We start from the raw sequence: 12654 nt of genomic DNA, 5'->3' as shown, positions 1-12654 counted from the left end.
GATCCACGACGCATTCCCCGGTCGTACGGTGATCGATGACCCGGATCGCCGCAGGACCGCCCGGAAGGACCACCATGACGCAGCCGATACCGACCGCGACACACTGGGGGAACTTCCTCATCGACCGCGGCGGCGACGGCGAACTCCGCGTCACCCCCGCCGGACACGATCCCGATCCCTCCCCGATCGGCCGGTCGCTCACCGCACTGCACGACCCCGATCACCGCATCGCCCGACCGGCCGTCCGGCTCGGCTATTACCGGGACCGCGAGAACAGCGATACATCGATGCGGGGCCGGGAACCTTTCGTCGAGGTCGGCTGGGACGAAGCGTTGGATATCGCCGCCGGTGCGCTGCGGTCGACCCGGGAGCGGGCGGGGAACCGCGCGATCTACGGCGGCTCCTACGGCTGGGCCAGCGCCGGCCGGTTCCATCACACACAGGGACAGATCCATCGCTTCCTGCGAATGTTCGGCGGCTACACCGCCTCGGTCGACACCTATTCCTTCGCCGCCGCCGAGGTGACGATCCCCCACGTCCTCGGCATGAACGCCTATTTCGCGGCACGACAGTCCCCCACCACCGAGGAGATCGCCCGCCACTGTGCCCGCATCGTCTTCTTCGGCGGCGCGGCGGCACGGAACGCACAGGTCAACCCCGGCGGCTTCGGCGCCCACCGCTACCGCGACCACCTGGCGGCCCTGCGCACCGCCGGCGTCGAAACGATCAATATCGGCCCGGTCCGCGACGATCTCGACCCGGCGCCGACGACCCGCTGGATCCCGTGCCGGCCCGGCACCGATACCGCGATCATGCTGGCCATGGTGCACACCCTCGTGGTGGAGGATCTGCACGACCGCGCCTTCCTCGACCGCTACACCACCGGTTTCGACCGCTTCGCCGAGTATGTGACGGGTCGCGCCGACGAAGTGCCGAAAACCCCGGAGTGGGCGGCGACCCTATCCGGGGTTCCCGCGCACGAGATCCGTGAACTCGCCCGGTCGCTGGCCCGCGAACGTTGCGTGATCGGACTGCCCTACGCCCTGCAGCGCGCCGAACACGGCGAGCAGACCTATTGGGCCGCTTGGGCGCTCGCCGCCGCACTCGGCCATATCGGCCTCCCCGGCGGCGGAGTGCTCATGGGTACCGGCGTCGGAATGACGAACGCCATGCGACGGCGCTACCTACCGTTCGAGATCGCCGCCCTCCCACAACCCACGAACCCCGTCTCCGACGTGGTTCCGGTAGCGCGGCTCACCGAAATGCTGGAACGTCCCGGCGAAACCGTCGACTACAACGGCCGCGTACTCGCCTACCCGGAAATCGATCTCATCTACTGGGCCGGCGGCAATCCGTTCCACCACCACCAGGACCTCAACCGGTTACGCCGCGCCTGGGCCCGTCCCCGGACGGTCGTCGTCAACGAGATCAGCTGGACCTCCACCGCCCGCCTGGCCGATATCGTGCTGCCCAGCACAGCAGCCCAGGAGCGCGAGGATTTCGCCGCCTCCCGCACCGACCACTGGCTCTCGCCCATGCTGCCCGCCCTACCGTCCTACGGACAGGCACGCGACGACTACTCGATCTTCGCCGCACTCGCCGACCGGCTGGGCTTCGGACCGCGGTTCACCGAAGGTCGCACCGCGCGCCAGTGGGTGGAACACCTGTGGCAGGCGACCGCCGCCAATGCGGCCGCGGCCGATATCCGTCTGCCCGGCTACGCCGAGTTCCGCTCCGGGCAACCGATCGATCTGAGCCCGACCCTCCCCGAGAGCCGGCACGTCCTCGAACAATTCCGGGACGACCCGGATCGCCACCCGCTGCCCACACCGTCGGGCCGGATCGAGATCTTCTCCCGCACCGTCGCGGATTTCGGCTACCCCGACGCTCCCGGCCATCCGGCCTGGTTTCCCGCCCGCGAATGGCTCGGCAGCCCACGTGCCCAACGTTTTCCGCTGCATCTGCTCTCCCACCAGCCGGCGACCCGCCTGCACAGCCAACTCGACTACGGGGCCACCAGCCGGGAATCCAAGATCCACGACCGCGAACCCCTGCGCATGCACCCGGCCGACGCCACCGCCCGCGACCTGCGCGACGGCGATATCGTCCGCGTCTTCAACGACCGTGGCGCCCTTCTGGCAGGCCTCCGGCTCACCGACGCCGTCCGCCCCGGAGTCGTACACATGGCCACCGGGGCCTGGTACGACCCGCTGGACCCAGCAGACCCGGATTCACTGGATATACACGGCAATCCGAACACCGTGACCGATGACATAGGTACCAGTTCGCTGGCCCAGGGCCCCTCGGCCAACAGCTGCCTGGTCCAGATCGAACGCTACGTCGGCGAACTCCCACCCCTGCGGATCCACCGGCTTCCGGAGTTGACCACAGCCGAACAACTCGACCTCCACACCACGCGACGCTCAACCGACACGGATATGAAGAATCTTCCTGGCCAGGAATAAGCCCGAGGCCGATATCGAGGGGAGCAGTCGCCACCGGGCCCACCCGCAGTGGATGCGCGGTTACCGACGCCTGCCGGGCCCCTCGCCCCGGGACCGGAGGCAGCGCAGGGAATTCCCGCTCTCGGCAACGATAGGATTTCGTGATGGCCCAGGTAGCTGCCCTCGACGACGACACCACATCCGCCCCCGTATCGATGCAGGAAGCGATCTTGCGCCTGCAGACGTACTGGTCGCAGCGAGGTTGCCTGTTGGGTCAGCCGTTCAACACCGAGGTCGGTGCCGGCACGATGAACCCGGCCACGTTGCTGAGCGTGCTGGGGCCGGAAACCTGGAACGTCGCCTATGTCGAGCCGTCGGTGCGACCCGACGACTCCCGCTACGGCAACAACCCGAACCGACTACAGACCCACACCCAGTTCCAGGTCGTCCTCAAACCCGAACCGGGCGACCCACAGGAGCTCTATCTGGGGTCGCTGGCCGCGCTCGGTATCGACCTCGATGCCCACGATGTGCGGTTCGTCGAGGACAACTGGGCGCAACCGGCGATCGGTGCCTGGGGCCTGGGCTGGGAAGTCCGGCTCGACGCGCTACTACCTCGACGACGCCGATGTCGACACCACCCGCGACCTACTGACCGCGTACTCGGCCGAAGCCGACCGAATGATCGCCGCCCAACTGCCGGTCCCGGCCCATGTGCACGTCCTCAAGTCCAGCCACGCGTTCAACATCCTGGATTCACGCGGTGCGGTGAGCACGGCGGAACGCGCGAAATGGTTCGCGGTGATGCGCAGGCAATCCCGTGAAATCGCCACCCTGTGGACGAACCTGCGCGAGCAGGCGGGCCATCCCCGCGGCATGCACAGCCCGCCGCCACAGGCCACTCCCGCGGCCGATCCAGCCACGATCGTCTCGGCCCAGGATACGGTGCTGCTGTTCGAGATCGGCACCGAGGAACTGCCGCCGTATGTCGTGACGGCGAGTATCTCCGCCGTGCACACCACGCTCACCGACCTCCTGAACGCCACTGCCCTGCCCTACGGCGAAATCATCGTGCAGGCGACCCCGCGCCGGATCAGCGTGCGAGTCGAAGGCGTCGCCGCTCGCGAACCCGACACCGTGGACCTACGCCGCGGCCCGAAGGTCACCGCCGCCTATGACGCCGACGGCAAACCCACTCCCGCTCTCGCCGGTTTCCTTCGCTCCAAGGGCGTCTCGGCCGATGAGCTCCAACGTATCGAGGTCAGCGGCACCGAGCACGTCGCGGTCGAGAGCATGCGCACCGGCCGGTCGGCACCAGTAGTGCTCACCGATGTGCTGTCTCGGCTCACCCTGTCGTTGCGGGCGAACAAGAACATGCGCTGGCGCGATCCGTCCCTGAGCTTCTCCCGCCCGATCCGCTGGCTCACCGCGCTCCTCGGCGACAACGTCCTCCCGGTCACCGCCGGCACCTTGGCGGCGGGCCGCCGCACCCGAGGCCACCGCCACTCCGCCACACCGATATTCGATATCCCCACCGCGGACAGCTACCACTCGACACTCGAGGCCGCCGGAATAGTCATCGACCCCTCCGAGCGCCGCGCCCGTGTCATATCCTCAGCCACCGCCCTCGCCGAAACCGAAGACGGGCGCATCGACCTCGACGGCGACGCCGCCTTGATCGACGAAATCACCAACCTCGTCGAATCCCCCACCGGCATCCTCGGTCGCTTCGACCCGAAATACTTGGACCTGCCCGAACAGATCCTGATCACCGTGATGCGCAAGCATCAGCGCTATCTCCCGGTCCGCTGCGGCACCGGTGGCCTGCTGCCGGTGTTCGTGACGATGGCCAACGGCGACTGCGACCCCGAGACGGTCCGCAAGGGCAACGAAAACGTGCTCCGCGCCCGCTTCGAAGACGCGGCGTTCTTCTGGACCGCCGACCTCACCGTCACCCCTGACAAGTTCCGGACCCGGCTCGCGGCCCTGATGTTCCACGAGAAAGCCGGAACCATGGCCGACCGCGCCGACCGCATCGCCGCAGCCGCCACAGCGCTCGGCGGCCGCACCGGCCTTTCGGCCACCGACTCGGCGACGCTGGCCCGCGCCGGCGCCCTCGCGAAATTCGACCTCGCCACCCAGATGGTGATCGAGATGACATCCCTCGCAGGCACCATGGCCCGCGAATACGCGGACAGAGCCGGCGAACCCGAACCCGTGGCCACCGCGCTATGGGAATCGGAGCTGCCCCGCCACCACGGAGACAGCCTCCCCACCACCGCGCCCGGCGCGCTACTGGCACTGGCCGACCGCTTCGACCTCCTGGTCGCGATGCTCGCAGTCGGCGCCGAACTCACCGGCAGCGCCGATCCCTACGGCCTGCGCCGCGCCGCCACCGGAATACTCGCGATCCTGCGCAACCACCCCGAACTCGTCGACATCACCATCCCCGCCGGCCTCGCGGTCGCCGCCGACGGGCTCCGCGGCCAGGGCCTCGCCGTCGACCCCACTGTCCTGTCCACCGCCGAGGAACTCATCACCATCCGCTACGAGCAACGACTGCGCGACGAAGCCGTCGACCCGGGACTCATCGCCGCAGTGCGCCCCTCCGCGCAAGCCCCACACCGAGCAGGCGATCTCATCGACCAGATCCGAACAGCCAGTGCAGACAACCGATTCGGCGCTCTCGCCGAAGGGCTGCAAAGGATCATGCGCATAATGCCCGCCGACGCGCCCGCCGGCTACGACACCACCCGACTCACCAGCACCGCCGAACAACAACTCATGACCACGTTGAACGCTCTCCCGCCAGCGGACGGCAGGCCGCTGACCGAATGGATCGGCCACGGCCACACCCTGATCGAACCGCTCACCACATTCTTCGGCGAAGTCCTGGTCATGGCCGACGACCCCGCCGATCGTGCCGCCCGGCTCGGACTACTCGGCGCGGTTCTGGACATAGCTCCAGCCGGAATCGATTGGCGAGAGGTTCACCAGTTGCTCCAGAAGCAGGACGGAGAACCGACTCGCGGCACTGGACAAGCATGAGGGCTCCGGTGTGCGGCGGCGACGCGCCCGACGACCTCACCGCGGACGCCGGCATTCGTTCGCCGCGTTGCTCGTCCATCGACGCGCAGGCCGCCCCGGCGTCGGCCATTCCGAGTTCTTTTCGGTAACACGTTCAGTTCTTCTGTCGTCCGAGTCGTCGTAGGAACCACCAGCACAGCAGGCCGCAGTAGACGGCGCCGAACAGGATGTACGGCCACGTCGTGCCACCGTCCGCCGCTTCCCAGTAGGCCTTGGCCGGCCAGTAGGTCGGCAGTATGCCGAACAGCAGCATGTAGGAGTTGTCGTCGAAGAAGTACGGGACCAGAGGTAGTCCGACCAGTACGCCGCCGACGGCGCGTGCGAGCGCCATCCCTTCCACCTTGTTGCGGGCCAGCGCGGCCAGCGTCAGACCGACAAGGGTCGCGTTCATTCCGCAGAGGATCGTGATCGGGATCGCGGTGATGATCAGATGGGCGGGTACCAAGAACGTCAGCCAGAGCGCGACGGTCAGCGACGCCGCCGTGGCGAGAGTGGTCGTCACCGCTCGGTACAGGGGGTAGCTCATGGGCGGGGCCGGAGTCACCCGCAGGGCCGCGAGTGTGCGCTGGTCCTTTTCGTCGATGAGGATCATGGCACAGATGAAGCCGAGTACCGCGCAGGGGGCGATCAAAACGAACCCGGAGACGATGACCGTGTGATAAGGCGTCAGGTCGAAGTCGTACTCGTCATCGAGGTAGCGGGTCAGCGCGGGGACGAACCACATGGCCAGCGCGTAACCGAGGGGGCCCAGCGAGACACCCACGAGCAGGGAGTCACGACGGATGTTGCGTAGATCGTTGCGGCCGTAGGCGGCCATTACTGCGGCCATGTCATTCCATTCCCTGAGAGGCGACGATGTGCCGATCGAACATGCGGCGCGAGACGACGCCGAGCGCGCCGACCGCCACCAGCGGATAGAGAACGCAGTAGGCGACCTGCCACGGTTGCAATGTGGTCTGGTCGAAAGCGCTGCCCAACAGCATGAGCGGGCCCTGGGTGGGGACGAGGTACGTCAGGTAGCTGTCCCATAGTCCCGAGTAGTTCAGCAGTGGCACCGACAGGAAGGTGAGAACCACCGTGGAGGGCATGATCCATTCGGAGATGTTGTCGAACGGGGTCGCCGAGACGAAGCTGCCCATCAAGAACAGCACCGTGCACAGGACAACTCCGACGGTGAAGGTCACCGGGTCGAAGTCCAGGCCGACGCCGGACACCGCGATGACGAGTGAGAGCAGCAGGCTCAGCAGAGTCAGTGCGGCCAGTTTGGCGGTGTAGTAGTCACGGAACCGCATCGGCGTCACCAGCAGGGCGAACAAGGTGCGTTCGCCGCGTTCGAAATACACCGCTGCGGCAATGAAGAAAAAGCCGACGATGGCGAGGTCGCCGAAGACGAGGTACGGCAGCGCCACCGGGTGCAGATCGGCCGGTATGAGATACAGGAACACTTCCCACACCAGGGCGGAGAACACCGCGGCATAGACGAAGCCGTATTTGACCTGCAGCCGGAGATCGAGCGCGAAGGCTTGTTTCAGTTTTCCGGGCACGCTCATTGCAGGCCCCTGCCGGTGATGTCGATGAACACGTCGTCGAGGCTGGCTTCCTGGCTGTGCACCGATTCGATGTGCTGCTCGCGCAGCAGAGCGCGGAAGGCTGGATCATCGCCCAGGCCGTCCAGCGGAAAGTCCTTGTGCTCGAGGGCTGAGCCCGACCGGTAGGTCACGGTGACCTGGCGGCGATGCCGCGAGAGTTTGTGTTCGGTGGGCGAGGCCAAAGCGGCGATCCGGCCGTCCACGACGAAGGCGACCCGATCGCACAGCTGGTCGGCGGTCGACATGTCATGCGTGGTCAGGAAGACGGTGCGGCCCTCGGCCCGTAGTTCGGTGATGATGTCCTTGACAATCCGGGCGTTCGCCGGGTCCAACCCGGATGTCGGTTCGTCCAGGAAGAGTAACTGCGGGCGGTGCAGCAGGGCCCGCACGAACACCAGCCGCATCTGCATTCCCTTGGAGTATTTGGCGACCCGGGTATCGGCGGCCTCGGCGAGACCGACACGCTCCAGCAACTGCATCGGATCTTCGGTGGGGCCGGAGTACAGCGAGGCGAAGAACTCCAGATTCTCGCGTCCGGTGAGTTTGAGATAGTGGTTCGGTAACTCGAAAGAGACCCCGATACGCTCGTAGTACTCGGACTTCCACGCGGCGGGCTCTTTGCCCCACACCGAAACCCGGCCGCCGTGACCGGTCAGCAGGCCGGTGAGAATCTTTTGCGTGGTGGACTTCCCCGCCCCGGAGGGGCCGAGAAAGCCGAAGATCTCCCCTGCCTCGACGGCTACGTCGATGCCGCGAACCGCCGGCTCGGCAGATTTGGGGTAGGTGAAGGTGAGGCCGTCGATTTCGATGACGTGACTCATGACTGGTGTTCCGATCTGGGGTCAGAGGTGGTCGGGGTGCTTGCCCGGCGTTCGTGCCAGAGGGTTTCGATCCGGGCGTATTGCTCGGCGAGGAAGGAGTACATCTCGCGTGCCTCGTGCAGGCGGCGTCGTGATTCGGGTGGGGAATCGGCGAGCAGCTCGAGGCCGCGCTCGGCGACCCCGACCCACTCGGCGGCCTGACGTGCCTTCTGGGACGCCTCGTCCAGCCAGAAACCGGGGCGCAGCCGGTAGTAGGTGCGGCGGTCACCGGGAAAGGCCACGATGTCGATGACATCATTGGCGCGCAGCAGCTTCATCGACATGCTGACCGAACCGCGGCTCACGCCCAGTTCGGCGGCGAGTTGGTCGGCGGATTGATGCGCCGGTTCACAGACCAGCAGCCAGCCCAGGATACGTCCGGCGATGCGCGGCAGACCGCGCTCCTCGTAATACAAGCCTATCTCGTCGGCGTACTCGTGCCGTGCGGTGCGGTGCGGCGAGGTGGTCATTCTGCTCGATCCTGTGACGAAACTGCTTGCACAGCAAAAGGTATCAAATGTTTCAGTTATTATTGAAACATTTGACCGATCTGGCTGCTCGAAGGGCGGCTGGATGACACCACGATGATGCTCACCGACCGGGCTTCCCGACACACGGCCGAACACCGGAGCAGCTCGGTATCACCGAACAGCGGGCTCGATGCGCGGCGCGTCCGTCACAGTAGGCCCGCAGCCTTGCGGTCGACCGGGCATGGCAGTAGCTTCCGCCGAGTCCACCCGTCAGCGGCGGCGACCAGAGTCGCTCCGCCCGGACAGAGGAACGCCCTGAGTACTACACGCACGACACCCAGCGCTGCTCGCAGGCTGCCCGGCCACAAGACAGCACGCAGGCTCGGCAGCTGGTTTCGCCAGCCGCGGCATCCGGCGCGGCTGGTGGTGTTCGGCTTCGGCGCGGCCACCGTGGCGGGGACACTGCTGTTGATACTTCCGATCTCGGCGGAGTCGAGATCGGTCACCGCTCCGGTCACGGCGTTGTTCACTGCGGTATCGGCGGTGTGCGTGACCGGCCTGGTGGTCGTGGACACCGAGAGTCATTGGTCGCTGTTCGGTGAGCTGGTGATCTTGGGATTGATCCAGGTCGGCGGGCTGGGGATCATGACGCTGGCTTCGCTGCTCGGGTTGCTGGTGGCGCGGCGGATGGGTTTGCGGATGCAGCTGATCGCTCAAACGGAGACCAAGACGGTTCGGCTCGGGGAAAGCCGGCGGGTGGTCATCGGGGTGATCCGGATGAGCCTTCTGGTGGAGGCGCTGGTAGCTGCCGTACTCGCGGCACGGTTCATGATCGGTTACGGGGAACGCGGTTGGCATGGGGTGTATTTGGGGGTGTTCCACGCAGTGTCGGCGTACAACAATGCCGGATTCGCGTTGTATTCGGACAGCCTGGTGCGGTATGCCACCGACGCGTGGATCATCGTGCCGATTTCGCTGGCGCTGGTGATCGGGGGTTTGGGGTTTCCGGTGATCTTCGAAATCACCCGGTCGATGCGCCGGCACCGGGTGCGTGGCTTTCGCTGGCGGCGGTGGTCGCTGCACACCCGAATCACGCTGATCACCTACGCCTTGTTGAGTGTGGTCGGGGTGGTCGCGGTGATCGCGTTCGAGTGGACCAACCCCGGCACCTTGGGGCCGTTGGGTACTGCACACAAGTTGCTGGTGGGCGGATTCCACGGTCTGACGCCCCGCACGGCCGGTTTCAACTCTCTCGATGTGGGGTCCATGCATTCATCAACATTGCTGATCAACGATGTGCTGATGTTCATCGGCGGTGGTAGCGCTGGTACCGCCGGCGGGATCAAGGTGACCACCTTCGCGCTGCTGGCGTTCGTCATCATGGCCGAGATCCGGGGTGAACCGACCGTGCATGTGATGGGACGCAGGCTTGCTGCCTCGGTGCAGCGCCAAGCGATCACCGTGGTGCTGCTGGGCGGCGGCGCCGTGGTGATCGGCACCCTGGTGTTGTTGGCGATCACCGGCATGGACCTGGACTCGGTGCTGTTCGAGGTGGTGTCGGCGTTCGGCACGGTGGGCTTGTCGACCGGTATCACCGCAGATATTCCGGATCCGGGGCTTATCGTGTTGATCGTGTTGATGTTCATCGGGCGGCTCGGCCCGATCACCCTGGCCACAGCGTTGGCGTTGCGCGACCGCGGCCGCCGCTACGAACTGCCCGAGGAGCGCCCCATTGTCGGATAAGGCGCCTCGCAAACAGGGCACTCGCGTCGTGGTGGTCGGTCTCGGCCGGTTCGGCGGTGCGCTGGCCCGGGAGCTGGTCACCCACGGCTCGGAGGTCTTGGCCATCGATTCCAATCCGATCCTGGTTCAGCAGTATTCCGACGAGCTCACCCACGTCGCGGTCGCCGACACCACGGATATGGAAGCACTCGACCAGTTGGGCGTCCCGGACTTCCCGCACGCCGTGGTGGGGATAGGCAGCAACATGGAGGCCAGCATCCTGACCACGTCACTACTGTCCGACTTCCGGATTCCCAAGATCTGGGCCAAGGCCACCAGCCGCCGCCACGGCCAGATCCTCCAACGTGTCGGCGCCCACCACGTGGTGCTGCCCGAACACGATATGGGTGAACGTGTCGCGCATCTGGTCACCGGGCGGATGATCGACTACATCGAGTTCGATACCGACTACGCCATGGCCAAGACCAGCGCACCCCGGACCAGCATCGGCAAAACCCTGACCGCCAGCGGCCTGCGGCAGCATTTCGATATCACCGTGGTCGCAATCAAACACCGCGGTGGTGAATTCACCTATGCCACTGCCGACACCGTGGTCGCTGCCGGTGATGTGCTCATCGTGTCCGGTCGCATCGAAGAAGTGGAGCGCTTCGCCGACCTCACCTGAGAACGCTGCGGCATACGAGCGAGCCCCGCGGCCGCTGAGCGGGCCGCGGGGCTCTGAGCGGTCGGCTTCAGGAGCGCAGGTCGCGCTGGTTGAACCGGAGGAATCCGAGTGACACCAGGACGACACTCACCGCGAGCAGAATTGCGGTATCGGCCCACTGCATTCCGTTGCGCAGGGGTTCGCCGCCGATGTAGTAGTGGAACGGCGAGAAATATTTCAGCCAGTCCGCGCCGATCACCCCGGCGAGGTTGCCGGCAATGTAGGTGAGCACCCCGATTCCCACGGATATGCCCAGCACCTGGCCGCGGTTGCCGAGTGCGGCGCCCAATCCGATGGCCAGCGCGCCGAAGGTGATTCCGAGCAGCGCCAACTGAACGCACTGGGCAGCGAACTCGGCGACGCCGATCGATTCGAGATCTGCACCGGACCGGATCGCCAGCATGCCGGCGAACACCAGGATCGCGATGGCGGCGGCGCCGCTGACCAGCCCGGCGAATCGCTCCACCGCGAGCCTGGTCCGGCCGACCGGGTGGGCGAGCAACAGATCCAGGTAGCCGGTTTCCTCGTCGCCGGCAACGGCGCGGGCGCCGAAGGTGACGCCGAACGCCATCACCAGCAACGGCAGCAGCAGACCGAAAACCGTTGAACCCAAATATCCTGCCGCCGAGCCGATGTCCTGCATACGCAGTGCTTCCCGCATGGCTTCGGGGTAGTTCTGGACGGTTTCGGCCATCCCGCCGCTGCCGCCGACCTGCGGGTAGAACGCGGCGTACATGACGCCGACTACCGCGGTGCCGATCGACCAGGCCATCAGCGGGCGGCGGTTGTCGGCGAGGGTCTGGGTGTAGATGTCAGGCAGCATCGGCTTCTCCGGTGTAGTAGCTGTGGAACAGGTCTTCGAGGGCGGGTTCGGTAACCAGCAGTCCCGCGACGCGATGCCCGGCCAAGGCGCGCAACAGGGCGTCGGGACTGCCGGTCACCTGGCAGCGCAGGGTCGAGCCCTCGATCTGCAAGTCGGCAACCCCGGCCAACCCTGTGAACGCGGCGGGGTCGACGGGCCCGGTAAAGGTGACTTCGACGTCGCGGACGGCGTCGGCACGCAATCCGGCGACAGTGTCGAGAGCGACCAGACGGCCCTCGCGGATGATGGCCACGCGGTCGGCGACCGCTTCGACCTCGCTCATGATGTGACTGGACATGAATACGGTCTGCCCGGCCGCGGCGGCCTCGGCGACCATGTCGAGGAAGATCTGCTGTGCCAGGGGGTCCAGGCCCGAGGTGGGTTCGTCGAGGATGAGCAGTTCGGGTTCGTGCATGAATGCCTGCACCAGTCCGACCTTCTGCCGATTGCCCTTCGACAGCGCCGAGATCTGTTTGCCCTGGTCCAGTTCCAGCCGCTCACACAGGAGGTCGATCCGGTCCGCGCCCGCTCCCCCGCGCAACGCGGCGAGGAAGCGCAGTGCCGCGCCGACCTTCTGCCGCCCTGGCGCGACGAAATCCCCGGCGAGATAGCCGATCCGCTCATGCAGTTCGACGGCGTCGGTGCGGGGGTCCAGGCCGAGAATCCGCGCAGTGCCACCGGTCGGGCGGATGAGGTCGAGCAGTAGGCGGATGGTCGTGGATTTCCCGGCACCGTTGGGCCCCAGGTATCCGAAGACCTCACCTTGTTCGACCGACAGTGACAGGTCGACCAGACCTCGGGACGAGCCGTAGGTCTTCGTGAGCCCGTTCAGCTCGATTGATTTCACCATGTGGCAGAAGGTATCGAACTTTCAGAGATTTGTAAATACTCAGAAG

Annotated in this window: 10 protein-coding genes and 1 pseudogene; 5 read left to right on the top strand and 6 right to left on the bottom strand. The window is 66.2% G+C overall.

All coding sequences use genetic code 11. From position 1 onward, the window contains the following. Nucleotides 1-74 precede the first annotated feature (74 nt). The 3 genes and pseudogenes from OG405_RS05890 to glyS all read left to right on the top strand — a co-directional run bounded on the left by OG405_RS05890 (nucleotide 75) and on the right by glyS (nucleotide 5492). On the top strand, nucleotides 75-2465 hold the full coding sequence (locus OG405_RS05890; RefSeq protein ID WP_327150606.1) for a molybdopterin-dependent oxidoreductase: 2391 nt from the start codon (nucleotides 75-77) through the stop codon (nucleotides 2463-2465). 143 nt (nucleotides 2466-2608) lie between these two features. Further along, nucleotides 2609-2992, top strand: a pseudogene (locus OG405_RS05885) (glycine--tRNA ligase subunit alpha); the annotation flags it as partial. Beyond that, complete coding sequence (glyS, locus tag OG405_RS05880; RefSeq protein ID WP_327150605.1) at nucleotides 2964-5492, top strand: glycine--tRNA ligase subunit beta; 2529 nt, start codon at nucleotides 2964-2966, stop codon at nucleotides 5490-5492. The pseudogene OG405_RS05885 and the gene glyS, both read left to right, overlap by 29 nt. A gap of 133 nt (nucleotides 5493-5625) precedes the next feature. Here the strand turns inward: glyS and OG405_RS05875 are convergent, their stop codons facing one another. From OG405_RS05875 to OG405_RS05860, 4 genes are read right to left on the bottom strand one after another with little or no spacing between them, the layout of a single operon-like run. Next, on the bottom strand, nucleotides 5626-6360 hold the full coding sequence (locus OG405_RS05875) for an ABC transporter permease (protein ID WP_327150604.1): 735 nt from the start codon (nucleotides 6358-6360) through the stop codon (nucleotides 5626-5628). Between the two features lies 1 nt (nucleotide 6361). Further along, on the bottom strand, nucleotides 6362-7081 hold the full coding sequence (locus OG405_RS05870; protein ID WP_327150603.1) for a fluoroquinolone export ABC transporter permease subunit: 720 nt from the start codon (nucleotides 7079-7081) through the stop codon (nucleotides 6362-6364). Then, nucleotides 7078-7941, bottom strand: a complete 864-nt coding sequence (locus tag OG405_RS05865) for an ABC transporter ATP-binding protein (RefSeq protein WP_327150602.1) — start codon at nucleotides 7939-7941, stop codon at nucleotides 7078-7080. The genes OG405_RS05870 and OG405_RS05865 overlap by 4 nt, the downstream gene beginning before the upstream one ends. After that, entirely contained in the window at nucleotides 7938-8450 is a 513-nt protein-coding gene (locus OG405_RS05860; protein WP_327150601.1) for a GbsR/MarR family transcriptional regulator, read from the bottom strand. Before OG405_RS05860 ends, OG405_RS05865 begins: the two co-directional genes overlap by 4 nt. 420 nt (nucleotides 8451-8870) lie before the next feature. Here OG405_RS05860 and OG405_RS05855 point away from each other — a divergent pair, with 420 nt between their 5' ends. Further along, on the top strand, nucleotides 8871-10193 hold the full coding sequence (locus OG405_RS05855; RefSeq protein WP_327152235.1) for a TrkH family potassium uptake protein: 1323 nt from the start codon (nucleotides 8871-8873) through the stop codon (nucleotides 10191-10193). Nucleotides 10194-10224: 31 nt separating this feature from the next. Continuing rightward, nucleotides 10225-10857, top strand: a complete 633-nt coding sequence (locus OG405_RS05850) for a potassium channel family protein (protein ID WP_327152234.1) — start codon at nucleotides 10225-10227, stop codon at nucleotides 10855-10857. Nucleotides 10858-10924: 67 nt separating this feature from the next. On the opposite strand, the gene OG405_RS05845 is transcribed toward OG405_RS05850, so the two are convergent. Together OG405_RS05845 and OG405_RS05840 are read right to left on the bottom strand one after the other, a co-directional pair. After that, a complete protein-coding gene (locus OG405_RS05845; RefSeq protein WP_327150600.1) occupies nucleotides 10925-11719 on the bottom strand; it encodes an ABC transporter permease subunit in 795 nt (264 codons plus the stop codon). Beyond that, a complete protein-coding gene (locus tag OG405_RS05840) occupies nucleotides 11709-12608 on the bottom strand; it encodes an ABC transporter ATP-binding protein (protein WP_327150599.1) in 900 nt (299 codons plus the stop codon). Before OG405_RS05840 ends, OG405_RS05845 begins: the two co-directional genes overlap by 11 nt. Between the last annotated feature and the right edge of the window lie 46 nt (nucleotides 12609-12654).

The sequence above is a fragment of the Nocardia sp. NBC_01329 genome (genome assembly GCF_035956715.1).
In the GTDB taxonomy this organism is placed as follows: Bacteria; Actinomycetota; Actinomycetes; order Mycobacteriales; family Mycobacteriaceae; genus Nocardia.
The sequence above is the reverse complement of the archived record's forward strand: the minus strand, read 5'-3'. Positions and strand labels throughout refer to the sequence as shown.

Excerpts from the sequence above, each read along its gene's own strand:
- OG405_RS05840 (WP_327150599.1), bottom strand. The coding sequence starts at position 12,608 with ATGGTGAAATCAATCGAGCTGAACGGGCTCACGAAGACCTACGGCTCG.
- OG405_RS05865 (WP_327150602.1), bottom strand. The coding sequence starts at position 7,941 with ATGAGTCACGTCATCGAAATCGACGGCCTCACCTTCACCTACCCCAAA.
- OG405_RS05890 (WP_327150606.1), top strand. The coding sequence starts at position 75 with ATGACGCAGCCGATACCGACCGCGACACACTGGGGGAACTTCCTCATC.
- OG405_RS05845 (WP_327150600.1), bottom strand. The coding sequence starts at position 11,719 with ATGCTGCCTGACATCTACACCCAGACCCTCGCCGACAACCGCCGCCCG.
- OG405_RS05875 (WP_327150604.1), bottom strand. The coding sequence starts at position 6,360 with ATGGCCGCAGTAATGGCCGCCTACGGCCGCAACGATCTACGCAACATC.
- OG405_RS05860 (WP_327150601.1), bottom strand. The coding sequence starts at position 8,450 with ATGACCACCTCGCCGCACCGCACCGCACGGCACGAGTACGCCGACGAG.
- OG405_RS05870 (WP_327150603.1), bottom strand. The coding sequence starts at position 7,081 with ATGAGCGTGCCCGGAAAACTGAAACAAGCCTTCGCGCTCGATCTCCGG.
- glyS (WP_327150605.1), top strand. The coding sequence starts at position 2,964 with ATGCCCACGATGTGCGGTTCGTCGAGGACAACTGGGCGCAACCGGCGA.